The organism is Sunxiuqinia sp. A32 (assembly GCF_052690465.1).
The window spans coordinates 14,936-39,867 of sequence record NZ_JBQYLI010000029.1; the positions used below are offsets into that span (position 1 = coordinate 14,936).

The 24,932-nt window shown below is 37.2% G+C and carries 22 protein-coding genes and 1 tRNA gene; 7 read left to right on the forward strand and 16 right to left on the reverse strand.

Features of this window, described 5'->3' with window-relative positions; all coding sequences use genetic code 11:
• The first annotated feature begins 84 nt into the window (after nucleotides 1–84).
• Complete coding sequence (locus ACUNWD_RS19925; RefSeq protein WP_445589626.1) at nucleotides 85–996, forward strand: nuclear transport factor 2 family protein; 912 nt, start codon at nucleotides 85–87, stop codon at nucleotides 994–996.
• A gap of 59 nt (nucleotides 997–1,055) precedes the next feature.
• Here the strand turns inward: ACUNWD_RS19925 and ACUNWD_RS19930 are convergent.
• From ACUNWD_RS19930 to ACUNWD_RS19940, 3 genes are all read right to left on the reverse strand, one after another.
• Nucleotides 1,056–1,128: transfer RNA gene (locus ACUNWD_RS19930), tRNA-Gln, on the reverse strand.
• 226 nt (nucleotides 1,129–1,354) lie between these two features.
• Nucleotides 1,355–1,885, reverse strand: a complete 531-nt coding sequence (locus ACUNWD_RS19935; protein WP_445589627.1) for a hypothetical protein — start codon at nucleotides 1,883–1,885, stop codon at nucleotides 1,355–1,357.
• 78 nt (nucleotides 1,886–1,963) lie between these two features.
• Nucleotides 1,964–2,473 (reverse strand): hypothetical protein, encoded by a 510-nt coding sequence (locus ACUNWD_RS19940; RefSeq protein ID WP_445589628.1) that lies wholly within the window; start codon nucleotides 2,471–2,473, stop codon nucleotides 1,964–1,966.
• Nucleotides 2,474–2,791: 318 nt separating this feature from the next.
• On the opposite strand from ACUNWD_RS19940, the gene ACUNWD_RS19945 reads away from it, so the two are divergent.
• Nucleotides 2,792–3,316, forward strand: a complete 525-nt coding sequence (locus ACUNWD_RS19945) for a YhcH/YjgK/YiaL family protein (RefSeq protein ID WP_445589629.1) — start codon at nucleotides 2,792–2,794, stop codon at nucleotides 3,314–3,316.
• A 2-nt stretch (nucleotides 3,317–3,318) separates the two neighbouring features.
• Here ACUNWD_RS19945 and ACUNWD_RS19950 read toward each other — a convergent pair whose 3' ends face one another.
• From ACUNWD_RS19950 to ACUNWD_RS19960, 3 genes are read right to left on the reverse strand one after another with little or no spacing between them, the layout of a single operon-like run.
• Entirely contained in the window at nucleotides 3,319–4,014 is a 696-nt protein-coding gene (locus tag ACUNWD_RS19950) for a lycopene cyclase domain-containing protein (protein WP_445589630.1), read from the reverse strand.
• Complete coding sequence (locus tag ACUNWD_RS19955; RefSeq protein WP_445589631.1) at nucleotides 4,015–4,851, reverse strand: phytoene/squalene synthase family protein; 837 nt, start codon at nucleotides 4,849–4,851, stop codon at nucleotides 4,015–4,017.
• Complete coding sequence (locus ACUNWD_RS19960; RefSeq protein ID WP_445589632.1) at nucleotides 4,826–6,316, reverse strand: phytoene desaturase family protein; 1,491 nt, start codon at nucleotides 6,314–6,316, stop codon at nucleotides 4,826–4,828. The genes ACUNWD_RS19955 and ACUNWD_RS19960 overlap by 26 nt, the downstream gene beginning before the upstream one ends.
• A gap of 107 nt (nucleotides 6,317–6,423) precedes the next feature.
• On the opposite strand from ACUNWD_RS19960, the gene crtD reads away from it, so the two are divergent.
• From crtD to ACUNWD_RS19980, 4 genes are read left to right on the forward strand one after another with little or no spacing between them, the layout of a single operon-like run.
• Nucleotides 6,424–7,881 carry a 1-hydroxycarotenoid 3,4-desaturase CrtD gene (crtD, locus tag ACUNWD_RS19965; protein ID WP_445589633.1) on the forward strand — a complete coding sequence of 486 codons (1,458 nt, stop codon included), beginning with the start codon at nucleotides 6,424–6,426 and terminating at the stop codon, nucleotides 7,879–7,881.
• Nucleotides 7,878–8,525 carry a carotenoid biosynthesis protein gene (locus ACUNWD_RS19970; RefSeq protein ID WP_445589634.1) on the forward strand — a complete coding sequence of 216 codons (648 nt, stop codon included), beginning with the start codon at nucleotides 7,878–7,880 and terminating at the stop codon, nucleotides 8,523–8,525. Before crtD ends, ACUNWD_RS19970 begins: the two co-directional genes overlap by 4 nt.
• Nucleotides 8,525–9,214, forward strand: a complete 690-nt coding sequence (locus ACUNWD_RS19975; RefSeq protein WP_445589635.1) for a fatty acid desaturase — start codon at nucleotides 8,525–8,527, stop codon at nucleotides 9,212–9,214. Before ACUNWD_RS19970 ends, ACUNWD_RS19975 begins: the two co-directional genes overlap by 1 nt.
• A 12-nt stretch (nucleotides 9,215–9,226) precedes the next feature.
• Nucleotides 9,227–9,958 (forward strand): hypothetical protein, encoded by a 732-nt coding sequence (locus ACUNWD_RS19980; RefSeq protein WP_445589636.1) that lies wholly within the window; start codon nucleotides 9,227–9,229, stop codon nucleotides 9,956–9,958.
• A gap of 28 nt (nucleotides 9,959–9,986) precedes the next feature.
• Here ACUNWD_RS19980 and ACUNWD_RS19985 read toward each other — a convergent pair whose 3' ends face one another.
• The 8 genes from ACUNWD_RS19985 to ACUNWD_RS20020 all read right to left on the reverse strand — a co-directional run bounded on the left by ACUNWD_RS19985 (nucleotide 9,987) and on the right by ACUNWD_RS20020 (nucleotide 21,636).
• The gene (locus tag ACUNWD_RS19985) at nucleotides 9,987–10,988 is read right to left on the reverse strand and encodes an SRPBCC family protein (RefSeq protein ID WP_445589637.1); all 1,002 of its coding nucleotides are present in this window, start codon (nucleotides 10,986–10,988) and stop codon (nucleotides 9,987–9,989) included.
• Nucleotides 10,989–11,130: 142 nt separating this feature from the next.
• Nucleotides 11,131–13,518: a TonB-dependent receptor plug domain-containing protein gene (locus ACUNWD_RS19990; protein WP_445589638.1), complete on the reverse strand. Its 2,388-nt coding sequence runs from the start codon at nucleotides 13,516–13,518 to the stop codon at nucleotides 11,131–11,133.
• Between the two features lie 51 nt (nucleotides 13,519–13,569).
• Nucleotides 13,570–14,550 carry a glycosyltransferase family protein gene (locus ACUNWD_RS19995; RefSeq protein WP_445589639.1) on the reverse strand — a complete coding sequence of 327 codons (981 nt, stop codon included), beginning with the start codon at nucleotides 14,548–14,550 and terminating at the stop codon, nucleotides 13,570–13,572.
• A gap of 18 nt (nucleotides 14,551–14,568) precedes the next feature.
• Nucleotides 14,569–15,411, reverse strand: a complete 843-nt coding sequence (locus tag ACUNWD_RS20000; protein ID WP_445589640.1) for a UDP-2,3-diacylglucosamine diphosphatase — start codon at nucleotides 15,409–15,411, stop codon at nucleotides 14,569–14,571.
• A 284-nt stretch (nucleotides 15,412–15,695) separates the two neighbouring features.
• Entirely contained in the window at nucleotides 15,696–16,190 is a 495-nt protein-coding gene (locus ACUNWD_RS20005; protein ID WP_445589641.1) for a lipid-binding protein, read from the reverse strand.
• Nucleotides 16,191–16,206: 16 nt separating this feature from the next.
• Entirely contained in the window at nucleotides 16,207–16,878 is a 672-nt protein-coding gene (locus ACUNWD_RS20010; protein WP_445589642.1) for an immunoglobulin-like domain-containing protein, read from the reverse strand.
• Nucleotides 16,879–16,896: 18 nt separating this feature from the next.
• Entirely contained in the window at nucleotides 16,897–18,414 is a 1,518-nt protein-coding gene (locus tag ACUNWD_RS20015) for a SusD/RagB family nutrient-binding outer membrane lipoprotein (protein WP_445589643.1), read from the reverse strand.
• A gap of 12 nt (nucleotides 18,415–18,426) precedes the next feature.
• Nucleotides 18,427–21,636: a SusC/RagA family TonB-linked outer membrane protein gene (locus tag ACUNWD_RS20020; protein ID WP_445589644.1), complete on the reverse strand. Its 3,210-nt coding sequence runs from the start codon at nucleotides 21,634–21,636 to the stop codon at nucleotides 18,427–18,429.
• Nucleotides 21,637–21,844: 208 nt separating this feature from the next.
• On the opposite strand from ACUNWD_RS20020, the gene ACUNWD_RS20025 reads away from it, so the two are divergent.
• The gene (locus ACUNWD_RS20025) at nucleotides 21,845–22,000 is read left to right on the forward strand and encodes a hypothetical protein (protein WP_445589645.1); all 156 of its coding nucleotides are present in this window, start codon (nucleotides 21,845–21,847) and stop codon (nucleotides 21,998–22,000) included.
• A 349-nt stretch (nucleotides 22,001–22,349) separates the two neighbouring features.
• Here the strand turns inward: ACUNWD_RS20025 and ACUNWD_RS20030 are convergent, their stop codons facing one another.
• Nucleotides 22,350–23,306 (reverse strand): PorP/SprF family type IX secretion system membrane protein, encoded by a 957-nt coding sequence (locus ACUNWD_RS20030; protein WP_445589646.1) that lies wholly within the window; start codon nucleotides 23,304–23,306, stop codon nucleotides 22,350–22,352.
• A gap of 48 nt (nucleotides 23,307–23,354) precedes the next feature.
• A partial coding sequence (locus tag ACUNWD_RS20035; RefSeq protein ID WP_445589647.1) for a T9SS type B sorting domain-containing protein occupies nucleotides 23,355–24,932 on the reverse strand: 1,578 nt, incomplete at its 5' end.

The following is a 24,932-nucleotide window of genomic DNA, read 5'->3' on the forward strand; positions in this document are numbered from 1 at the left end:
TGTTAGATGTCGTTTGTTTTTGATCTGAATTGCCTATATTTATTTAGAATGAATAAAAATAATAAAAATTTAAATGAATCAAACATGAAAAGACTTTCTATCCTTATTTTCTTTTTAATGGTTTCTGTTGGCGTTTTTGCACAACAAAAAAATGGAACCGTTTTTATCGAACATCCGGCAATTGACAAAGTAAGTAAGCTTTGGGCTGCTTTTGAGAAAGGAGATCAAGCTGCTTATTCTGCTTTCTTAGCAGATACTGTTATGGTACTATTTAATGGTGACAGAAATTTCCGAACAAAGGAAAAGCATGCTAAAACGCTGGAATGGTGGATAAATGAGTTTGAGAACTTAAAAGTTGTAACTGATACTCCCGCTTATGCTGATGCAATTGAGTACGAAAAAGGAGGCTTATGGGTACAAGATTGGCTCCAAATTATTGGCACGCATAAAAAATCAGGTATCAACCTGGATTTGAGAATGCATAATCTGTATAGTTTTGATGATGATGGAAAAATTAGATCCCTGCATCATTATTTTAACAATGACCAGTTTGAGGCGATTAACTCCAGTACCTGCACTCAGGAGAATGGTAAAGTGTATATCAATCATCCTCTAATTTTAAAGGTTCGAAAACTAGTTAACGCTTATTGTGCAGAAGATTTAGACGAAATGCTTAGATACTATTCAGACGACGTCACTTTTGCAAATACGACGATGAAATTACAAGATCAAAATGATCTGGCTGCTCAAAAGAAAGAATGGGCGGATATATTTGCTAAATATGATAATATCCAGATGAAGCAGGTCGGTTATCCGGATTGTATTTACTATGCTAAGAGTGATGATTACGTTGTTTATTCGTGGTGGAATTTAACTGCTGAGAGAGTTGAGGATGGAAAGAAGATTGAATTGCCAATTATGCTTTCTCACTCCTTTGGTGATGACAAAAAGATAGTTAATTCATTGAACTATTACAGCAGCAATCACCTTGAGTAGATTATAGAAATATGATGAAAATTAAAAAGCCATCCGTTTTGTAACAGATGGCTTTTTTGTTGACCCGCCAAGGCTCGAACTTGGACTCTTCTGAACCAAAATCAGACGTGTTGCCAATTACACCACGGGTCAATCATTTGATGTCTTTTCGTTAAAGACAGCGGCAAAATTATAAAAAAAGATCAAATGGGAAATAATATTTTTTGAAAAAATTAGCACTTTCAATTTTTTTCTATGTAGGTGTTTTATATTCAGAAAGTTGTGTTTTTAAAACTCATGTTAATTTCATCTCTATTAATGAAAAATACATCATAATTTAAGTGTTTATGTACAATTCCGGATTGATGAAAGGCAATCTTTAATTTCTCATTGTTTGCTTTTCCAGCTTTTTGAGCAATTTGTTACCTCTTGAATGGATTCCGGCAGATCCATGATATTCCTTTTCGTGTTCAATAATTTGAATTAGTTCGGCCTTGAAATCAGGCTCAAGTTCTGAGATCTCGAAAAGTACTTGCATCGCATGAACCCTGATAGCAATTGGACGCTCAGCTGCGGTAAATTCATTAATACAGTATTCGAGTAAAAAAGATAACTCTTCTTCAGGCATCTTGTTCAGGCTAATAAGTTTGAGCAGGTGCCTTTTTTTACTTTCATTATTGATATAACGAAGCGAAGTAATCAACTCAGGAATATACGGTTGAATTAAATGAGCTTGCTTTTCATGAATTTTATCCGCCAACCATATAGCCCGCCAACTGGACGACCGGGAATCTTTTAATCCAATATCGATTAAAGTGCGGATGTGTTTGGGGTAATCAATTAAATATTGAAGTAAGACTTCGATATTTTCCCAAGAGTCAAGCAAATCATAAAATTCCTGATTAGTCATAGAGATATCCTTCAAATCGATTTTAATTTGATTTTAAAGATAATTCATCCGAACAGGATAGAAAAACGATCGATTGATCTAAATTGGTTTTGGGAATATAATTACAATCGCCGAAAACAACATCGCCCAACCTACAATGGATACAATCATGTAAGCAAACGCAAATCGTTGACGAGAATAGTATTTATTCAACAAAAATGCTCCAATTGGAATACTCAGCAAGATTGGAGTGGTGATAATAATTCCCCAAAAACCGTATTTAGTGCGAAAATTGACAATAAAACGGTTTTTCTTACTGAAGACCAGCTTGGCTTTTTGTTTTTCAGCTTTCAGCTTAAAAAGTCGGATTATTCTGCTTACTAAAAATTCAGGAAGCAATCTTTTTACCGTTGCCTTAATGGCAAGAAAACTCTTGATAAGCAATCCACTTAAAAAATAGAAAAAAACAAAACCTGCGATACCTCCCAGCGTAACTACCAACATCGTCTGACCAAAGTCAAGACCAATTAGCATCGCGTATGGAAAGGTTAGAAAATATTTTACTGAAGCTAGTAAAAATACGTGTAGAAACTTTAAAATACCCAGCATATCCTTCTCCTCATATTAACTTTTTAAAACGAACGTAAAGTTGTCGAAAATATTTCATAACTAATTGAGGTTAAGTGTGAATTTAAGTTTTCTTAACGTTAATTTTTAGTGTTTTCACACCTGCTAATTGAATGTTTTTTTCTTGTATTGTTAAGTTAAAAACTGGTAATGATTTATATTTTCTAAATTTGATTTTCAGTTTTATTTGTAAAATGGGATGAAATGGTAAAATTGACCAGACATCAAATAATTTTACTTTTTGTAATTATAGTTTCACTTTTGGTGGGATGCAATCAAAACTCAAGAGAACGAAAAAAAATGAACGAGATTAATAATTGGATCGAAAATGGCAGTTGGAAAGACGGAATATCAACTTCACTGCACCTGTCAACCAATAAAATAGAATTCTTCAGACAATATCATTCCAATCCGGATTTATGGGAAAAAGTATTTCAGTTTTTTAAGGAAACGGATTTTGATAAGCTTGAACCCGGCAAATATACCATTGATGGCGAAATAGCCTTTGCAATGGTTTCGGAATATGAGACCAAAGAATTTAAAGATGCCAAATGGGAGTCGCATCGTAAATACATCGATTTGCAATATGTTATTGACGGCGACGAGCGAATGGGGGTTATGAACTTGAAAAAAACTCAAGGAGCAACTGAGTACAATTCAGAAAAAGACCTCCTCTTTTATGGTGATGGAGAAGGGGATTATTATGAAGCAAACTCCGAGGTATTTTTCCTTTTCTTCCCAACGGATGTTCATCGTCCTGGCATCCAGATTGATGGTGCTGTCAAAGTGAAAAAAATGGTTGTTAAAATTTTAGCTGCGGAATAGTATTAACCTTTGGCCCCCATTTTAGATTTAAGACTCTCATAGATACTCACATTCATCAAAAGCAATAAGAAGAAGTATGTAAAATCTTCCACTGGGATTGAAAAAACGTGCTGATTTAAAATGTGAGCCTGATTGTATTCAACCACTGGTAAATAGGTGAGAATCCCATTGACCAGTAAAAATGGAATCAATGAAATGAGATATGCCAGGTAGAAATGTGAAAATATATGTTTATGCTGATTCCGAAATATGATGTACGCCAAATAGATTGCTGCGAATAAATAATTGAAAAGTGTATAGTACCTGTCTGTATTGAAAAGTGCCAATGCCCCAAAAGCGACAATTAAAAGTAGTCCAATTACAATCGATACATTGGGGAAGCTAATTTTATTGAAATATGCCTTCATTACTTCGTAAATGAAAACGCAGGCATATGGAATGACCAGAAAGAACAGCCACTCTTCGATCGGCATTCCTTTGATGTACAGATCGAGGGTATATTCATGATTGAAACTCCATATTCCGGCTTCAGTGAATTTTACATCCCAAATAAGGAAAATAACAGCGGTGATGAGAATGGACGGGAACAGGTATTTCCAATTTTTCCAGAAATGTACTTTCTTGTCAAAACTCAATACAAAAGGAAAAATAAAAGTTAAAAAAAGTAATCCAAGGTAGGTGTAGTTTTTCAGCTCCATTTAAAAAAGATTCAGCGAGTTTTTCATATACGCATTGGCCAACAAATATGCCTTTTTTGCATTAGAAATCCGGTAGCGTTGTTTAAGAATGTCTTTGGCAGATGCCCGTTTTATTTTTCGCAAGAGCCGCAAATAATAGATGTATGCGAGGTACACTCCAAAACGAACCTCTTTTTTTAGATGCTTTATTCCGTGGTAAGCTTCTTTGAAATCCTGATCGATTTCTTTTTCAATATTCTTTTTTATATCCTCCGTAAAATTGTTGAAATCAATATTTCGAAAGTAAATGCGTCCCTTGTTTTCAAAGTCATCTTGAGCATCTCTTAAGAAATTAACTTTTTGAAAGGCTTCTCCAAGCTTACGTGCCGGTGCAATTAGTTCATCATATTTTTCGGGCTCATCAAAATAAAAAACACGCAGGCACATCAATCCAACTACTTCTGCAGAACCATAAATGTAATCTTTTAGCTGATCAGCACGGTAAACTGATTGATTTAAATCCATCTCCATACTTCGTAAAAATGCTTCAATTAATTCCATGTCTATATGGTATTTATGCACCGCATTTTGAAAACTGTCGATAATTGGATTGATACTGAATTTTCTGTCAATCGCTTTATAGGTGTCTTCTTTAAATTCCCGAAAAATCTCTTCCTGATTTTGATTGAAAAAAGTGTCCACAATTTCATCAGCATACCTTACAAATCCATAGATGCTGTAAATCCCGGGGCGGTATTTTCTGTTCAGCATTTTCACTCCCATCGCGAATGAAGTACTGTAATTGCGAGTGGTGGCACGGCTGCAATCCAAATTATTTTTTCGATAAAGCTCCATCATCTTTTAAAATTCTTTCGGTTACTAATCTTGAACTAATTACTGTCATAGGTAGCCCGGTGCCAGGCACTGTTGAAGCTCCCGTATAGTAGAGGTTGTTAAATTTTTCATCTTTATTTGAAGGCCGAAAACCGCCAACCTGATTGAGGTCGTGAGCTAGACCAAGTCCGCTTCCACGATAGAGATTGAACATGCTTTCCCAGTTTGTCGGGTTTAGTACGGTCCTGCTTTCTGTGTGAGAAGCGAAATCAAATCCGGTTCGCTCACTTAAATCCTGAACGATTGCATCTGCAATATTCTCAGCGTCATCCCAGTTGTTCTTGTAACGTAAATCAGGAACGGGACAAAGAATGAAAATGCTTTCCTTTCCGGGAGGTGCATATTCCGAATTGTGCATGGATTGTATGTTGACGTAGTAATATGGTTTGTCCAGTTTGATCGAGTTTTTAAAAATCTTACTGGCATATTCCTTGAAATTTCTTCTTAGAAAATAGTTATGGTGGTACATGTTTTCAACTTTCGTATCCAGTCCCAGGTAAATCGTTAATGGTGCCAATGTCCATTTTTTCTTATCCAGCTTTTCTTGTGTAAAAGCTCTTCGTTCTAAAACTTGTCCACGGAAGGAGGCAGCATCAGCATTGACAACAAATAGGTAAGCGTCCCATTTTTTTCCAGTGGTGTCAATAAATGAATCTAATTGTCCGTTGGTGTTTGAGAAACGATCAATTTCAACTCCAAAATGCATTTTGACGTCACGCTTTTCGAGTTCTTTAACCAGCCCTTCCACAATTTTGTACATACCACCTTTCACGTTATAGTAACCATCGTGAACCATTTCTGTGTAGTTAAGCATGGTGTAAACAGCAGGCGTATCAAATGGAGTTGCACCCAGAAAAAAGCCAACCAGCGAAAAAATGACTTTGACTTCAAATGAATCAAAATTCTTCTCCATTTCTTTCCACATGGAGTAAAACATTTTTGGCGCATGTTTTATTGGAACGCGGGTAAGCTGAAGTAAATAAGAGGCAAGACTGTTAAAATTTTGCTTGATGACAATATCTTGAGTGTCATGGAAAATGTTTCCTGCAGACTGCAAAAAACGTTTCATTTTTCGTTCAAAATCAGGTTCAATCTCCTGGAATTCTTTTGCCAGTTTTATCAAGTCCTTATAAATTAAGTACGATCGTTTGTCACCTTCAAAATGAACAGCATAAAGCGGATCCAACTCCACAAATTCAAAGGGCATTTCAATTCCACATTCGTTAATCAGTTCGTTGAATTCATAACTCATGCTGAAAAATGTGGGAGCCATGTCAAAGCGAAATCCATCTTTCTCCAATAAATTGAGCCTGCCTCCTGCTTGGTGATATTTTTCCACCATTTCAACATGATATCCTCGAGTTGACAATCTCAATGCGGTAGATAATCCGGCTAACCCTGTTCCAACAATAAGTGCTTTTTTTGCCATTTGTTTAATGATGTTTTAGAATAGTTAAACAATTATGACGCAAAATGTTTTTAATAGTTAGGTATTTTATACAACATATATCTATGTTTCTTAAATTGTATCTCATTATGAGACGCGTTGCTATTATAGGATCAGGTATAGCCGGAATTGCAGTTGCCATTCGTTTAGCTAGAATGAGCTTTATAGTTGATGTTTTTGAAAAAGCTTCAACTCCTGGAGGTAAAGTTGCCGAGTTTCAGCAGCAGGGATTTCGCTTTGATATGGGGCCATCACTATTCACACTCCCTGAATTAGTGGATGAATTGCTTGATGAAGAGTATCAATTCTCTTACGATAAACTGGAAACAATTACCCGCTATTTTTATGAGGATGGGACTCAAATAAACGCTTTTGCCGACATTGAAAAGTTTGCGCAAGAGTTGAACTCAAAAGTCAGCATTCCTCGTAAACGGCTTTTGAAACATATAAATAAGGCTGCTTTTATTTATAGAAACACAGCTCCGGTTTTTCTATTCAGTTCAATTCATCGAATCAAAGATTTGTGGACATTCGGTAATTTAAAACGATTATTTGCACTTCCGGGAATCAACGCTCTTAAATCAATGCACAAGACAAACGAAAAAGTGATTGGAGAGGAGCATTTGGTTCAACTATTTGATCGATATGCAACCTACAACGGCTCCAATCCATACAGAGCTCCCGGGACACTGAATGTAATTTCGCATCTGGAACATGCATTGGGCGCCTATTTCCCGCAAAATGGAATGCGGACCATTATCAATTCATTATACGAACAGGCAAAGAAGCTTGGTGTTAAATTTCATTTTAATGAAGAGGTCTGTTCCGTCGTTTCGAAGAAAAAACATGTTAAAGGTGTTGGGACTAAAGGAGGATTTTATTCTTCAAATATGGTTATTAGCGATGTCGATATTTATCACTTTTATTCCCGATTGCTTCCGGATTCAAAAAAGCTTAGAAAATTGAAAAAGGAAGAGCGGTCAACTTCGGCTCTGATTTTCTATTGGGGAGTGAAAAGGCAATTTCCAGAGTTAGACCTTCACAATATTTTTTTCAGTCAGAATTATCGGGAAGAATTTGATTTTCTATTCAACAAGAAGCAGTTATCAGACGATCCAACAGTTTATTTGTTTATTAGTTCCAAGCAAAATGAAAGTGATGCTCCAAGTGGATGTGAGAATTGGTTTGTCATGGTAAATGCTCCGGAAAACATTGGACAGGACTGGTCTCAGCTGATCGAGAAAACCAGACAGGTTGTGATTTCAAAACTAAACAGGATGTTGGGAGAGAACATTGAGCAGCATATTTTGTTTGAACAAATACTTGATCCATTGCAAATTGAAGAGAGGACTGGTTCATATCATGGTGCCCTTTATGGGCCAAGTTCAAATAGTCGGTTTTCTGCTTTTAACAGGCATCCAAATTTTCACCGAACAATTGGTGGATTGTATTTTGTTGGTGGAAGCGTTCATCCCGGTGGTGGCATCCCGCTTTGTTTATCATCGGCAAAAATTGTAGCACGTATAATTCAAGACAAAGAAGATTGAAAACACTGGCATATAATATTACTGCGGTAACAATTGGAAGAGTTTTTCTAATTGTCTTTTATATTGTGGGTCTGATTGGCTTTAGTTTCCCCCAATCCAGGGAGTTATTTAAAAATCTGATTCCATTAAATCTTCTTTTAAATGCCTTTCTATTGTTCCTATTTCATAAGAAATGGGATTACAAGATCATTTTATTTATGATTGGGGTGATGCTTTTTACGTTTGCCGTCGAAGTGATCGGGGTTAACAAGCATTGGTTGTTTGGGAATTATGAATATGGAGATACGCTTGGTCCAAAGGTTATGGGAACACCTTTGCTTATAGGTTTGAATTGGTTGATTTTAACTTACTGCATTTATGCCAGCTTCCCGGGATTGCATAGTAAGTGGTTTTTTATTGTTTTAGCTGCTATCTCGATGGTTGGTTTTGATATGGCAATGGAGCCTGTTGCAATGCAAGTAGATATGTGGAATTGGAAAGGTGGGATTGTTCCATTGAAAAATTTTCTGGATTGGTTTTTGGTTTCCTTGGTCATCTTTTTTGTGATGTGGAAAATGAAACTAAAGGCAGAAAATGAAATGGCTTCCTCGTTAATCATTATTCAATTTTTATTTTTTGCTTGTATGAATTTCATTGTGGTTTGATGGGGATAATAATTGCCATATTAGTTGTTCTTTTTTGGCTTTTGCATTTGTGTTACAGCCTGTTTTTTGTCACTGTTAGTTGGGGCAATCCTTGGTTATATATTCATGTTTTTATTCAGGCATATCTGTACACCGGTTTGTTTATTACCGGGCATGATGCAATGCATGGACTTATTGCTAAAAGGATGAAAACGAATACCATTTTTGGATGGATTTCCAGCTTGTCGTTTGCAGGGCTTTCCTATCAGAAATTAAGGAAGAATCATTATCTGCATCATCAATTTCCCGGCACGGAGAAAGACCCTGATTTCTATGTCAAATCACAGAACTTTTTTCTTTGGTGGTTTACGTTCTTAAAACGTTATGCAACCATTTGGCAGTTTTTATTTATGGCGGTTGCTTTTAATTTGTTGAAGATATGGATTGCTGTACCATCTTTAATCATTTTTTGGATAGTACCAGCTGTCTTGTCGACTTTTCAATTGTTTTTTGTGGGAACCTATTTGCCACACCGCAAACCGCATCTGGATTATATGAAACCGCATAAAGCTCGAAGTCAGCGTGGACCGCATTGGTGGGCAATGCTGTCGTGCTATTTTTTTGGATATCATTGGGAACATCATGAAAATCCACGTGCTCCATGGTGGCGTTTGTATCAGTTAAAAGACGATGGGATTTTTAAATATTAAATTGAATTGGAGATGTTTGAGAAATTGGCGTTGGGATTGTTTATTTTATTGTTGGGGACGAATCTGTTTGGAAATGGAAATAGTTGGGAAAGTTATGACTGCAAACTTTTACAGTCTTACATTGAAGGCGATTTAAGTGAATGGCCAGTTTGGATTCAGGAGATTGAGCGAAATGAAAATGGTGATTTAAAATGGGAGCTTATCAAGCACAAAGCACAGTACGGATTGATTGGGTATTATTTTGGAACTCGCCAGAAAGATAAGGCCCGAAATTTGCTTCAACAGGCTGATGATCAATTAAACGAAAACTTGGAAGAATATCCGAACAGTCCGAAACTACACAGTTTTAAAGCGGCATTTTATGCATTTAAAATTGGCCTGGCAATTTATAAAGCACCAATCCTCGGTCCAAAAATGGCTTCAAGCATTCAGCAGGCTTTCGACATTGATGAAAATGAACCTATGGGGTGGCTGGAAATGGGGAATTCATTGTACAATCGGCCAGCCTTGTTTGGTGGAGATAAATTAGAAGCTTTGGAGTGTTTCAAAAAGTCTCTGCAACTCTTTTCCAACCAGTCAGAAGCATGTGACTATTTAAGTGTTCAGGTGAAAATATTTATTGTCAAAGCGTATCTTGAAACCGGGCAGACAAAAGAATATCAGCAGGCCCGGAAAGAACTGGAAGATGAGTACGGAGCAATGCCTTGGATTGATGAATTTCTGCAAGTTGATTTGCTGGAATAAATTTTAACCGGCAATTGCCGGTTAAAATTTATATTGGATAATAAATCGATGTATGCCATTTGGTAGAGTCCGGTTCATTTTGCGGATCAGTATAATACTTTTCAATGGGACTGCCATTTACGAATAGTTCATGTTGATGCATCCATTTTTGTATAAACGAATGGGTTTTTTCCAGTTGGTCATAAGGGCCAAAATGATCAGCATGAACATACGTTCCTGCTTTTATCTCGCGAGCTTGAATAATGCCACTTGTCTCCTCTGGAAGTTTCTCAACAGGAATTGCTGCTTCCAAATCAATCATACCATTATCAATTTTGTGATAGATTGAAATAGGGACATCGGCCATCAAAAGATTCTCTTTTTCAATGAATTTTAGCAATTCGCCATACATATAAGCCATTTTCATCTCAATTTCTTCCCATTTTATTTCTTCACGAATGCTTACAATTTTTACGGTTGGCATGTTACGAATTTCAACTATTGGACGCTTTTCCTGTACAATTATCTCCGAGACTACTTTGAGATTGTCAAGCCCCTTTTCAAAGTCACTTCCAATCATCGAATCAAACATTAATCCAAACCAGCGGGCAACCGGGTTGTATCCGAGATCGCTGTCAAAAGCCCAGGTAATATTGGTTTTACCATCTTCATCTTCAAAAAGAAAGTATCCATTGGCAGTACCTTCATCCATTAAATTCATAGAAGTTGCAATTGAATCGTACGGGACAGAAGCAGTAATAATTAACTCCCCACTTCCAACCTGACTATTTTCACTTTGCCAGGCATAGCCGGCGTTTTCACCAATTCCTGACTTAATGAATTGAATTTTCATATTTGGATCAATTTGGTTCCAGGTAGCCCATTTCTCCCAGGAATGAAGATCATTTACCTGATTAAATACAACTTTCACAGGAGCATTAATTGTTGCAGTTCGTTCAACATGTACTTGTTGAGGTAAGAAAAAAGCAATAACTACCAAAAGGGCTGCAATAATGAGAACGATCAATAAGAATTTTTTGAATGTTTTCATTTTTTAATATTTAGATTGTGTGACAATGAATTGCAAACAGCTTCAATATACGAAGCTTTTTGCTATTGGATACTAGTATTAGCTTTAATAAATATTAAAGTTAAGTATTCAAAAACAAATAGATGGAGTGATGCTTGAGGTTTTATATGTTTGCTCTGAAAGAAACAATGAAATTTCTTCCCGCTGCGACAATCCCAGAAGAGTATGGACGATAACGCTTGTTTAAAATGTTCTCCATCCCCAGATTTATGTAGTATTTGCGATAAATTCTGAAAGATGATTTGAAGTTGAGATTTAGCCAAGCCGGTGAGTATGGATTTCCATTATCATGAATCGCATATAAATAGAGTTTTTCTTGTTCCGAAGGTGCGAGTTTTTCAAACGGCATTGATCCATTATAATTTATGTAGAAATCAAATTTTTTGCGTCCATCATCAAAAATTAAATGTGAAGTACCAAACAGTGGGGCAACATGTCTAACGGGCAACTTGTGACTGTCCCGACCTTTGTTTAGTGTAATGGAATTTCGAGACAATATCTTCTCACTAAGTAGAAGTTCAAATAAGAAACTTCCTCCATAAATGTGTGCATAGTCATCATTTACAAGAGCTTCAACTTTGCTCATCTCTCCGTCGTAAACAACAGAATCCATCCCATTTAAGGTGAATTCCCTTCTCACCATAACTTCGTCAAGATAGGTGTAAAATAAACTCAGTTCTATCTTGGCCAAATCACTATAGCTTCTAACTATTCCAACTTCCAGGTTTCTTGCATACTCTGGTTTCAAATCTGGATTTGGTACAATTACATGCCCGGGTGTCGAATCAAAAACCTTTGCAATGTCATCGATGTTGGGAGAGCGAAATCCGGTTGAAGCCGTTGCATTTAATTGCCAGCCTTCCGAAGGGTGGTAAACCAAGCCGATGTTTCCGGTTAGTGAAGAATGTTGGTTTGAGAAACCCTCTGTGGGAAAATCAAAATAGTTACTGTCAAAGTCACCGTTTAACCATGCCAATGTATATCGGCCCCCGGCATGTAATGCGAAGCGTTTATTTAAGGTTAATTTGTAACTTAGATATGCTGCAAGACTCGTTGTAGTCGAACCATCCGGATATCTGGATGAAGTGGCTGATGAAGATCCATTTTCAAGATTCCTTACCTCTCCTGTCGATTTTACCCGGTTGTAGTTGCCTTCTACTCCATAAAAAATGAAATTATTCTGATCGATCTTTTTATCCAAATCCAAATTCAAAGTAAGAACATTTAAATCTTCTTGTCGGTCAGTTATTTTTTCTGAATTCAGTTTTCGATTATGTCGGCTTTCCGTGTATTTCTGCCAACCAATTATCAAGTTCGCCTTATCACAAATGGCAGTATTTGCTGAGTGATTTACCTGAAGGGAGTGAAGCTGCCACAGTTGTGGCCCATAATACCACTCTGCATATTTTAGTTGATCGCCACTGTATTGAATCAAGCGATCGTAACGCGGGATGTTTGATGATTTTGAATAATGATAAGCGTAATTTAGATCCCAGTTATTGTTTGGACGGAATCGAATCTTTTCCATCAGGTTGTATTGATAATAACCGCTTTGTATTTGTTTCTTTGGTTTGGAATTCTTTATTATTTGATCAGGCAGTCCTGGCCGAACATACTCTGGCCTCAAGTAGGATGAAGAACCGTTGTTTCCCATTTGTAAATCATCAAAATCTGAATAGGAGATACTTGTTAGCATGGCCCATTTCTTAGCTCCATAATTAATATCAGTATGAAACGTTTTCTCGAAGTTTGCGCTCGAATACCTGCCTGATATTTGTTGTGAGCTTATTGCATAATCCTTGGTTGATAATTTGGGGCTCAAAGTTTGAAAATGAAAAACTCCACCTAAAGCGTCGCTACCATACATTACTGAACTAGGCCCGAAAATTACTTCTGCGTGTTCAAGCGTTGATGCATCGAGTGAAATAACATTATGAAGATTCCCGTTTCTGTAAATGGCATTATTCATCCGAATTCCATCAACCACCAAAAGAAGTCTATTGGCTGAAAAACCGCGAATCATTGGACTTCCACCACCCATCTGACTTTTCTGGATAAAGATTCCGCCTTTACTTGCAAGTAAATCAGCAGTTGTTTGCGAATTGCTAAATGAAATTTCTTCCTGACTTATACTTACAATCTTATTTGGAACTTCTCGCTTTGATTGTTCGCGACGATTAGCTGAAATTACGATCTCGTCGAGGCTTACCGGATCTTCTATTAGTCGTACCCGGTAGTTTTGCGACCAAATTTTCTTAAGAGTTGTTTGATGTTTTAAGTAGGAAGAATGTTGAAAAATTAAAGGCTCGTCTTCCTTAAATATATCAAGAGAAGCTTTCCCGTTCTTGTCTGTTTGCGTGCTTTGTGTTTCTGAATATATTAGAACGGCATCAATTGCATTGCCATTTTTCGAATCATAGACAAAAACTTCTTGTGCCCCAAGCTGTAAACAATAGAATATAATAATAAGAAAAAGAGTGATTTTGCCCACGATTACTGGTTTTTTATAAAGATATATTTTTCCAAAAGGATGAAGCAAGAATTATGCCGAAAAAACAATCTTTTCAAGGATATCAGCGGTATTGTCGGGATAATCAATTTCAAGCTTTTGTGGATTCCCCAGCCAAAATCTTATGGCAGTTGATTGATTTTTAAGTTCGTGTAAAACCATGATTCCCATTTTTTGCAAAAAAGCCGCGTTGCACTGTTGCTCGTATTGGTTTTTCATGGGGATGACACATAGTTTTTTACCCATAAAAATAGCCTCCGCAGGGGTCTCAAATCCAGCGGTGCATAAAATACCTTTGCAAGTCGTAAATGAACGGGTAAATTTTTCCAGGGAAACTGGGTGAAAGTGGATATTATCCTTTGTATAGGTTTCTTTAGTGTGCTTTGAAAAAATTTCCCATTTAATATGATTGAAAGTTTTTAATTCCTGAAAGATTTCTTCATCACTGTAGGCAGGCAAATAAACCGTATAGTGTCCATTATTTGTTGGTTCAATTTCTCTGATGGATGAACGTATAACAGGTGTGAAATTATGCTCATCCAGTGATTGAAAGTGAATACCATAATTTGGATTGGTGGGAGCATAATGTTGCAAGATGAACCATCCAAGTCGATTTTTGACTTGAGGTTTGGAAGCTTTAGGATGCACTACAGCTATTTGGTGGCTCATTCCAATACATTTCTTTTTTCGAAGCTTGCATGCCCATGACGAAACTGGCTCAAAATCTGAAATAATCAGATCATATTTTTTTACAGGTAATTTGATAATATCTCGAATGAGCCGGAATGGTTTGGCAAGTAAAAGGGTCTTTGAAATACTCACACCCCCTTTTTTTCCAAATATAAAGCTCAATCCATAAAACTGATAATCTACCTGAAAAGGGAGATTAATATCACCTTGTATTCCACTTACCAGGACATCTGTGTCTGCCATTTTTTTTAAGAGTGGAACAATCTCTGTCGCTCGTGCAAGGTGACCGTTACCTGTTCCCTGGATGGCGTAGAGTATTTTCATCGATTTTTTTTCTTTTCATTAGTTGGCTTGAGCTAATTCGCGGAATAATGAAAGGTAGAGTTCTTTTTTGTTGGGAATATCCATATCATCCAGAGGGGAGAAACTGTCATTTTCTTCGGTGTTGTAATAATGTAGCTGCCATTTCCCGGCAACATATTCCGCAGCGGTTAAATGCTCTACCCAATCACCACAATTCAAATATCTGATAGTTCCTTGTTCGTTTATAATTGATTTATCGCAAGGGACGTGGTTATGCCCACAAATTACTGTTTGACAATTTTTCTCAGCTGCAGCCTTGGTGGTTAAAGTTTCAAACTTGGAGAGTTGTGGTTTCTCTTTAATGAGTTTTTTCTTAATGCTTTTATAGATAATAACCTCTTTAAATCCAAACAAGACAATTGGGATATTAATGATTTTATTGATTAAAGTCAAAAAACCATAAAGAGCTGCACCAAACTTAGCTAACCATTTTGCCCGATGGATAATGTGATCAAATACATCACCATGAAAAATCCAGGTTTTTTCGCCATTCAATTCAAGGATAAGTTGATTAACCACTTTTAAGTTTCCCATTTCAAATTGATCGAACTTTCGCAAAAATTCATCGTGATTACCAGTGATGTAGAATATTTTCACTCCTTTTTCGAGCATTTTAATGAACTGGCGTATCACTTTTAAATGTGGTTTTGGGAAATAATTTCGACTAAATCGCCACGAGTCAATGATGTCACCGTTGAGGATGAGCATTTCCGGGTTGATTGATTTTAGATATTTCAGTAAAGTTTTAGCTTTACAGGCATGTGTGCCTAAATGAATATCTGAAATAACAGAAACTGTCAGGTCCCTGGTAGTTGTACTCATATTTTCAACTTTTAATTGCTGCTAAGGTGCAGATAGTTTGTTAACAGGTGGTTAAGTAAAAGTCAATTTTTAAATCTCCATTGTTGGTTTATTTCTGTGGCATTGTTAAAAACTGATAACCAATCATTCATGAAATAACTAATGATACTGGGATGAAGCATGAGAATGGAACTCAGTCAATGGTCGGATATGGGAAAATGTAATCACTATTAAGAGTGCCTATCTAAAATAAACAAGGGACACCAAAATGGTATCCCTTGTATTATCGTTGTTAAACTTTAATGTTAATGTTCGTCTTCAACAAATCCTGTTTTTCTAAAACCGGCTGCTTGATAAATTGTTCCAGGATCATCTTCAAATTCAATTTCAAAGTAGATGCTGTCAGCGGTTACTCCTGAAGCCAGGTTTGTTACCGCATTTTTAATGATTTTACCGTTTGTAATATTAACAGTTATATCATAAGGTTCTCCATCCCACAAAGCAACACTTGTAAGTCCTGTACCTGAGAATGTAAGATCTTCTATGTTAACAGGACATTTTACCTTATAAACCCAAAATTCATCTACATCATCAATCCATATAGTATCGCCTAGATCACTAGCCGTATTATATGTATGAAGTTTATAATATCCTGAGCCTCCAGTGCCATCATTGTAGTCAACCCACCATTCGCCTGCAGCTTCCATTGCATTTGAATTTATTTGCTCGTAATCCTCTTTTTTATCGCAAGAAGCAAGTAAAGCAACTGCTAGAATTAAATATATAAAATAGTTTTTCATCGTTTCAATTTTAAGATTATTGAACTTTTCTCCATACTCTTGATGACCAGGCATTGCCGTCTCTGCTGATAGAGAACGAAAGATCTCCATTTTCTGCTATTGTGCAAGATGCTGTAAGATAATAGCCAAAAAGGTCAACCATTGGCATCAATGCCCCTAACCCATCTTCAACATAAACTATCCGGACAGGCATTTTATATTCATCGCCATAAGTTTTCTCATAGCCATAGAAACTACCCATGTTGTAAGTGCCATCCGCTTTGTTCTTTTCTATTACAATTTCAAAAGGAACCAAAGAGGGGTTATCGAGAACATAGGTTCCAGATAAATCATGAGAGTTGTTGTCGGGTTCGTTGGTAATAATTACGTACCGGGTTGTTGTGCCATCATAACCATCTACATTGGTTGCAAAATAATCAATCGCATAAATACCAGGAGTATTATAATCTACTTCGCCAATGTTTGGATTAGGAACTGCGGTAACATCAATCTCGGTTTCTCCTTCAAGGGCAATAACATTTAGGTCAGTGTAAGGAGTCCCTGCCTGATGTCTGATTAGATTTCCGCCTTCTAATTCGAAGGTAGGGTAGTACGTTATTTTAGTAATAAAACTGTCGTAATCTTTCTCGCATGAGGAAAAGATGACAAGACTCAATATCACTAATAAACTATATTTTAATATTTTCATATTTACTAAGTATTAAGATTAATTATTCCACCACACACGGGATAAAATCACATCTCCATCAGATAATGATTTATATTCAGCGGCATTCGAGTTAAAATTTAATTCAGAATCAGCGTATGGAAACCTTCGTGGCAATATACCTCCGGTCGTTCCTTTTTTACTGTATATAAGTGTTCCCGGCACATAAGATTCAGGCAATATATAACCCTCATCTACTTGGTCACTTACTTGCGATATTTCGGGATAACCAGTCCGAACCCGCTCAATATGTGATTCAAGTCCTCTGCCACCCTCAGCAGCATCCACCCATTTTTGCATGATAATGGCTTTGAGCTTTTCTTCGAATGTCGTAGTTGGGAATGCATAATCAGTCGTTAATAAAGTTCCAATATCTGCACCCATCCTGGCAAATGATGCCGTTACTCCACTTTCGTAGTATTCTTTAGCTTTCGCATCATCACCCATGCGTAAATATGCTTCAGCAATAAGGAGTTCCGATTCTGCAAACGTCATCAAGTAAACTGGCATTTGTGCTGTGATAAATGGCTTGGATATAATATCTGGTGCTTCAAATTCGGTTGATGGAACATTATAAGATCCAGTAACCATACCAATAATATCACCGCCGACTTCTGCAAAAAGAGAATTTATGCGATCGTCGGAATGCAGCTTTAAGTAAGAAATAAAAGTGGCATTTGCACGAATATTATTAGTGGTATTAAGTTGTGCCTGATCAGATTCATAAAGCGGATTCCTTTTACTATCAGCATCTTCATCTCCGAAATTCGAGTTTGCAACGTCTTTTGTAAGCATTGTCGTGCTTCCAGCCTCAATACCATCCAGTATTTTAGTGATTTCAGTTTCAGCAAAAGACTGATTTGCATCGTACTGACGTAGCAGAATTCTTAATTTTAATGAATTAGCAAATCCAACCCAGTCATCAAGTTTTCCCTGGAAAAGGATATCATTCTTTTCATAAGGCAAACGAATGTAGTTTGACATGTCTTTTGAAAGTGCGTCTTCAAGTAATGTGTAGATTGAACCATACACTTCTTCGCCAGAATTGATAATTGGATTCAACTTATCCAATCCAAGGAAAGCTTCATCATATGGAACATTTCCATACATGTCAACCAGATATTGAAATCCGTAAGCTTTAATAACTGCTCCCATTAAATAGGCTCCCCAGTTTTCATTTGCTTCAACCTTTTTCAGGAATATTTCATTATCTCCCAAAGCATCTACGTACATGGCTCTGTAGGAACGTTCAATAACATTGGTGTTACTACTTAGCGCATATGATTCATAAATTTTGTATTGAGAGGAAGTATTGTTTTGAGCCCAATGTTGTGACCAGAAAGAGCCAATAAGTCCCCAGTCTGCAGCGTATACATTCGTTGTGGCTGCGATTGCCGAAGTTAGAAGTAGCTCATCAGAAACATCACTAGGATAATTCGGATTTTCATTGATGTCCAGAAATTTATCACATGAGGATAATAGCAGGACTAAACTAAATATTATTGATAATTTTTTCATCCTATTCATCATTTAAAAGGTTACGTCTAATTTTAGTCCATAAGTTCGTACGCCAGGGGCTCCGTTAAACTCACCAAATAATCCTTCAATGTCGTTATCCCAGGTAGTTGTTTCAGGATCGACATAACTGTTTTTAGCAGGAGTCCATAAGAATAAATTCCGGCCATAAATGGAAAGGTTTGCTGAAGACAGAAAAGTTTGATTAAGTAGCTTTTTGTCAAACCGATAGGAAAGTGAAACCTCACGTAGCTTAATAAAGGTTCTAGGAATAAGTCGAGAGCTTTCAATAGGCTTATTGGTATTTGCAGAGTAATATTCGTGCCAGTTATCGACAACTGGTGTCGAATTTTCCTGGTAACCGGTTACATTTCCATCATTGTCTTTTATCTCAGTTACGGTGTTTGGAATCACCCAAGGCCTTCTGTTATTTGTTGTTGATTGCTCATTATTTCCTGACCAGAATGTGGCACCGGCTGTATTCGAATACATCAAGCCACCTTTTTGATAGTCAATCAGGAAAGAGAACTTAAATCCTTTGAAGGATATATTGTTTGTAAATGACATATTGTAGTCGGGGACAGAAGAGCCAACAAGAATTTTATCTCCTTCAACTGGCAATCCATTGTCACCTACAATAATTTTTCCATCCGGTGAGTATTTATAGTCAGGGATTCGGTACATTCCTAGCTGTTCTCCAGGAATAGCAACAAATTCAGTTTCATAAGCAGAGTTTATCAAATACTCAGAAACACCGAGTTCCTCCGATAATTCATCCAAAACCATGTCGGCTTGATTGTATAAGTATATGAAGTCCCAAGTGAAATTTTGGGTTCTGACCGGAGTGATATGTAGCATTAACTCAATTCCATCATTGGTAATCTGTCCAAGATTTGAAGTGATCTCACGGTAACCTGACGAAGCTGCGATATTTGCATCCATAATCAGATCAGTGGTTGTTTTTCTGTAATAAGCCAAATCGATTCCGATTCTGTTTGAGAAGAAACGCAAGTCAGTTCCAATTTCAAATTCTTTCGACAATTCAGGTTTTAGATTTGGATTGCCTAAACGCTGATATTTCTCATATGCCGGAACTCCACCAACAGGGTAATTTGTCGATCCAAAACCACCTGCACGTAAGATTGATGGTCTGAAAATCTCTGAAGTCATAAATGGTGCTGCATCATTACCGGCAAAGGCATAACTTGCTCTTAGCTTTCCATAAGAAAGGGTTTTATTTTCAGGAAGTAATTCTGAAAAAATAAAGCCCATGGTTGCTCCAGGGTAGAAAAAGGAGTTATTTCCAATTGGTAATGTGGAAGACCAATCGTTACGAGCCTGGAAATTTAAAAACAGATAATCATTAAATTCCAGTCCTAATTGTCCAAATACACCAATCAGCCTTCTTTTATACTCATTGGTATACACTTCGGCTGAACCACTAATATTACCAACATTGTAATATTCTGGTACGACCAATCCCTTTGAAATAATATTTACTCGTTTAAAAGAACGTTGGTTTACATTGCTGCCAACCAATAAATTATATTTTAAATTGCCTCCAAATAAATCTACTTCATTCGTATAATTTGCAATCAAGTCACCATTAAGCTGCGTTTGGTATCTACCCTCTTCTTTAACAGCGCCTACCACGTCATTAATGGTGCCATCGTTATTAGCTCCCGGAGTAACTTTCGCAATTGCACCATGCACTTTCGAAAACTGAGAATAGGTATCAATACCACTAGTAAATGCAATGTTCAATCCTTCTAAAAGATCTTGAGTGATGTTCAAATTTCCAATTACACGGTTCTGGTCAGCTTTTGCTCCTGTTTCATTAAGGGTGAAATAGGGATTCTGAGCATATCCATTGTAATAATTATCCAGATTATTGAATTTGTAATTATAGTCTCTGTAATCTGGTAAATAGTGGTTAACCGGTTGATAAAGGATATCTGAGTAAATCACTGCTCCTGTTCCAGCATCGTCCCCTTGTCCGGTTGGAATTGTTTTTTGAGTACGGTTGATGTATGTCATCCCAAAACTGACTTTGGTTTTTTCAGTGCCACCGTTTCCTTTGAAAGTTAAGGTGTTTCTTGCCAAAACGTCTACATCACCCGGAAGCACACCATCATTTGTTGAATTGGTTGCTGATGCATACCAGCCCATCAGGTTTCCACCTCCGGAAAGAGCAATTGTATTGTTAATAGAATAACCATATTCATAAACATCGCGAATTCCATTTTCTTTATACGAGAAAGGAGCGATTTGCTGTGAGTTGTCAACAACGTATCCGGTCAAACGATCTTTTCCATCCATAATTGGCCCCCAGCTACCATTTTCTTTTGAATCATAAGTGCCGCTCCATCCTTGTCCAAATACTTTCTGGAAATAAGGAAGTCGACCTACTTCAGTAAATGCAGAAGCGCTGGAGAAATTAACTTGCAGGTCTTCATTTTTAGCACCTTTCTTGGTTGTAATCATGATAACACCATTTGCAGCTCTGGAACCATACAGGTTTGATGCAGCTGCCCCTTTAAGTACCGAAATGGTTTCGATATCTGCAGGGTTGATATCAGCCGCTGAGTTACCGAAGTCTACTTTTGCATTGGCATTCATTGAATTTTCGGTGGCATTTCCACTGGCGAATGTGTTATTAATTGGAACTCCATCAACAACGTAAAGAGGTTGGTTGCTACCGGTAATTGTTGAAAGACCACGAACAATTACTCTGGTCGCTGCACCCGGTGCTCCAGATCCAGCAGAAATCTGGACACCAGCAACTTTTCCTTGTAATGCTTTCGTGGCATCGTCATTTCCTACGTTTCCGAAATCTTCACCACTAAACTCACTCACTGCATATCCAAGAGCTTTTTTATCTCTCTTGATACCCATTGCAGTGACAACTACTTCATTGATGCCAACAACGTCAGGGGTAAGGGCTGCATTGTATACATTTTCAGAAGTTAAAGGTATTTCGATGAGTTGCATCCCCACAAATGAAAATACAAGCTTCTCTGCGTTCTCCGGAATACTTAATTGGTAATCTCCGTCAATATTCGTAATGGTACCAATAGTAGTTCCTTGCACAGCAACTGAGACTCCGGGAATCGGCAGGTCATCTTCTGTCGAAGTGACATTACCAGTAATCCGCCTGGTTTGAGCCATCAGTAGTTGAGAGAACCCTAGCAGGATAACTAGACTAAGTAATAATCCTCTTTTCATAGACTAAAATTTAAGGTTAATATATTGCGTCATAATCAGTATTCTAAAATGGAGGGTAGAGGGCGTTCTGAAAAGATGCCCTAATCGAAATGAGTCAATATTAACTCATGTGTTTATCTAAAAAAAACTAACAAATACCCTTTTACCCCTTGTAAGTAGCTGTTTTGAAATGATCTTAGCAGCTGCTGAATTCAAACATATTTAATAAATGTTAAATGAATTTTTAAAATCAATGTTCGAAAAATACTATTGGGTGAATGGGATATTTGAGCTTGTAAAATGGAAAAAGGGCAGTATTGTGTTCTTTGTTGCTTGTTTTGTGTTGTTGGTTGCTTCCCTGGAGTTGCACGTTGAAGTTGCGTAGGTTTTCTTGGATATTACAAAAAAAGAAATATATAAAGACCTTAAAGTGCGAAATATATTTTAGGAAATAGTTATATGATGGATTTTTAAAAATGAGGATTTATACAAAAGAAAAGCCCGCCAGGGGGGACTGGGGGCTTTGATTAATAGCACTTTTGGCAATTTCAAATAATTTTTTGATGCTGTTTAATTATTTCTATGAAAAAAATCGCTTCAGTGCTTTATGCATTTACTATATCAAACATAAAGCATTTTTTAAAAGGGTTTCAAAGCTTTCAATCAATTACACATTTTGATAGGTGAACGGCTAACGTATTTTGAAAAAAGAGAAAGAGGAAGGGGATGTTGGCCTAGAAATACTGCTTTTTAACATACGGTCTTCTGTAGAAGTCAAACTCATAACTTACTCTGAATTCGTGCGACCCAAATGAGTAATGAGATATCCCACTGCTCAATGAAAAATCAGTAGCATAACCAAAGCGGATATGGTTAAATAGATTAAAAGAAGTAACAAATCCAATTGTATTATTGGTTCGATACATGGCACCCACCCAAAACTTATCAAAAAAAAGGAAGTTGGCGGCGAGGTCCAACTGAAGTGGGGCTTCAAATGCCCCTTTCAACATAAACGATGGTTTAAATTTTATTTGATAGGGAAGTTTATAAACATAACCTCCAATTAAATATGCATACCTTAATTCTGCCAGTGAAGAGTAATTATTTCGATTTTTTGCGAACCCGTTATTGATTATTTGCGGAATAGAAAAGCTAATGTAATAGTCTTCGTTATAGGCAAGTGCTCCAACTCCCCAGCTTACCATCAGGTTGATGTCAACATCATTTTGAAACTCAGTGTCTGGTTTGCCATCAGGATACAAATCATATCTATTTAATAGATTGTCGAAATTGATAATACCTGCTTTCAACCCCAGTCGTAGTTTTGTTTTCCAAGATAGCCTTATTTGATAGGCATAATCACCAGTGATACTAAGCCGTTTTTCATAACCTATTTCTTCGTTGGTTACAGAAAGCCCGATGCCGTTATTCTCGTTTTTCACAGGAGAATAAAGAGAGAAGGCTTGACTTTCGGTTGCACCATCAGCTCCGGCGAATAATCTACGATGTAAAACCTGAATTCCAACTTTGTCCCACATACCAGCATAGGCCGGATTTACGGTTTGAATACTACTCATGTATTGAGTAAACATAGGATCCATTTCAGGCAATGCTTTCTGAGGGAAAGCTTCAATACATGTGAAAAGTATTAAAGCAATTAAAGCAACTATATGTTTTGACCTTTTCTCCATTCAATTATTCAAACCTTCCCCGCTAATTTAGTGATTCCTACGATTATTCTAGTAAGAAACCATTACGAATCCACGTTCGGATGATCCAGTACTAGTCTCTAAAATATAGAGGTAGTTGCCTGGATCTACCTTTTTATTAGGATTTCGGGTGGTTGTTCCATCCCACCAAGATTCGTCATAATTACCCCAGAAATCCTGGTTACCGTAGTTTTCGTGTTCATAAAGCTTATTTCCCCATCGGTCAAAAATCAATAATTTTGCATTTGGATATTTTTCAATACAATATATCTGGAAGAAATCGTGAACTCCATCGTTATTAGGAGAGAATCCCTCTGGAATAAATAATTCACAATCTGCACGTTTGTCTAGATATTCCGGATGCCCATCGTAATCCAGGTCATCGTCGAAATAGATGCCATTGTTATCTAAATCTTCATATTTAGTTTTGATGCCATCGCCATCATCATCAACATCTCGCCAGTCTCTCCAGCCATCACCATCAAAATCTTCCAAAGTTGCTCTTGACCCAAATGGGTTATCGATATCGGCTAAATTAATGCGACCGGAATACGAATCGTATCCGTCATCCAGTCCATCGCGGTCAACGTCATAATTAGTTGGTTCAATTTGTGCAATTCCTTTTGCTCCAATATCGAATCCTTCAATAACATCAGGAATTCCATCGTCGTCTGTATCCAGATCTAAATAATCAGGAGTGCCATCAGAATCTGTATCAACGGGGGTAATGCCTAATTTATTACCGTCTTCGTATATATCGTCCAGTCCGTTTTGGTTATCATCAATACCACTCAACGGTATAAAATGACCTTCTGGCTGTGCTTCGATATTGTCAACAATACCATCATTGTCAGAGTCAATATCCAGACTATTGGGGAATCCGTCTCCATCAGAATCAATCTCTCCATCACCTTCATCAACGTCCAGGATGCCGTCATCATCGTCGTCGATATCAATAGCATTGTCAATTCCGTCGCAGTCATTATCAGCGAAAACGGTTATGTAGACAATTGCTGTATCGCACTTTGAATCTGGATGATCATCGCAAATCTGGTAAATGAAACTGTCAACTAGGGCTTCAGTAAATATGAATTCATATTTAAATGATCCATCGGCCATAATGGTTAAATCTCCATATGTTGGTTGTGAAATTGGGACAATGTTTATTGAGATTGCATTACCATCCGGGTCGAAATCATTATCCAGTAACATTCCGCTAATAGGATTACATCCGCCTCTAAATCTGTCAACAATAGCCTCAGGTGGTGTATTCGGCTTATTTAAATTGATGGTCTGCTCACAGGTGGCAGTGTTCCCACACATATCAGCAACCGAGTAAGTTCGTGTGATCACGGTATTGTCACCCACCACGACCGGCACTTCAGAGACCAGTGTAAATGAAGTTGAATCAAGCTGGCAGTTATCTGAAGCAGTTCCCCCCTGCAGGATGAAGTCATCCAGGGTAGTTACCGCAGGAGGCACGAGTGTATCGTAATAAACAGTTGTATCGGGCAGACAGTTAATCAGTGGGTCAATGTTGTCATCCACCACGGTCCGGTGCTCAATTGGAATAATATTTCCACAGAAGTCCGCAACGGAGTAGGTTCT

Bases quoted from the DNA above. Each gene is read 5' to 3' on its own strand.
- ACUNWD_RS19925 (WP_445589626.1), top strand. From the start codon at position 85: ATGAAAAGACTTTCTATCCTTATTTTCTTTTTAATGGTTTCTGTTGGC.
- ACUNWD_RS19935 (WP_445589627.1), bottom strand. From the start codon at position 1,885: ATGACTAATCAGGAATTTTATGATTTGCTTGACTCTTGGGAAAATATC.
- ACUNWD_RS19940 (WP_445589628.1), bottom strand. From the start codon at position 2,473: ATGCTGGGTATTTTAAAGTTTCTACACGTATTTTTACTAGCTTCAGTA.
- ACUNWD_RS19945 (WP_445589629.1), top strand. From the start codon at position 2,792: ATGAACGAGATTAATAATTGGATCGAAAATGGCAGTTGGAAAGACGGA.
- ACUNWD_RS19950 (WP_445589630.1), bottom strand. From the start codon at position 4,014: ATGGAGCTGAAAAACTACACCTACCTTGGATTACTTTTTTTAACTTTT.
- ACUNWD_RS19955 (WP_445589631.1), bottom strand. From the start codon at position 4,851: ATGATGGAGCTTTATCGAAAAAATAATTTGGATTGCAGCCGTGCCACC.
- ACUNWD_RS19960 (WP_445589632.1), bottom strand. From the start codon at position 6,316: ATGGCAAAAAAAGCACTTATTGTTGGAACAGGGTTAGCCGGATTATCT.
- crtD (WP_445589633.1), top strand. From the start codon at position 6,424: ATGAGACGCGTTGCTATTATAGGATCAGGTATAGCCGGAATTGCAGTT.
- ACUNWD_RS19975 (WP_445589635.1), top strand. From the start codon at position 8,525: ATGGGGATAATAATTGCCATATTAGTTGTTCTTTTTTGGCTTTTGCAT.
- ACUNWD_RS19980 (WP_445589636.1), top strand. From the start codon at position 9,227: ATGTTTGAGAAATTGGCGTTGGGATTGTTTATTTTATTGTTGGGGACG.
- ACUNWD_RS19985 (WP_445589637.1), bottom strand. From the start codon at position 10,988: ATGAAAACATTCAAAAAATTCTTATTGATCGTTCTCATTATTGCAGCC.
- ACUNWD_RS19995 (WP_445589639.1), bottom strand. From the start codon at position 14,550: ATGAAAATACTCTACGCCATCCAGGGAACAGGTAACGGTCACCTTGCA.
- ACUNWD_RS20000 (WP_445589640.1), bottom strand. From the start codon at position 15,411: ATGAGTACAACTACCAGGGACCTGACAGTTTCTGTTATTTCAGATATT.
- ACUNWD_RS20005 (WP_445589641.1), bottom strand. From the start codon at position 16,190: ATGAAAAACTATTTTATATATTTAATTCTAGCAGTTGCTTTACTTGCT.
- ACUNWD_RS20010 (WP_445589642.1), bottom strand. From the start codon at position 16,878: ATGAAAATATTAAAATATAGTTTATTAGTGATATTGAGTCTTGTCATC.
- ACUNWD_RS20015 (WP_445589643.1), bottom strand. From the start codon at position 18,414: ATGAAAAAATTATCAATAATATTTAGTTTAGTCCTGCTATTATCCTCA.
- ACUNWD_RS20020 (WP_445589644.1), bottom strand. From the start codon at position 21,636: ATGAAAAGAGGATTATTACTTAGTCTAGTTATCCTGCTAGGGTTCTCT.
- ACUNWD_RS20025 (WP_445589645.1), top strand. From the start codon at position 21,845: ATGTTAAATGAATTTTTAAAATCAATGTTCGAAAAATACTATTGGGTG.
- ACUNWD_RS20030 (WP_445589646.1), bottom strand. From the start codon at position 23,306: ATGGAGAAAAGGTCAAAACATATAGTTGCTTTAATTGCTTTAATACTT.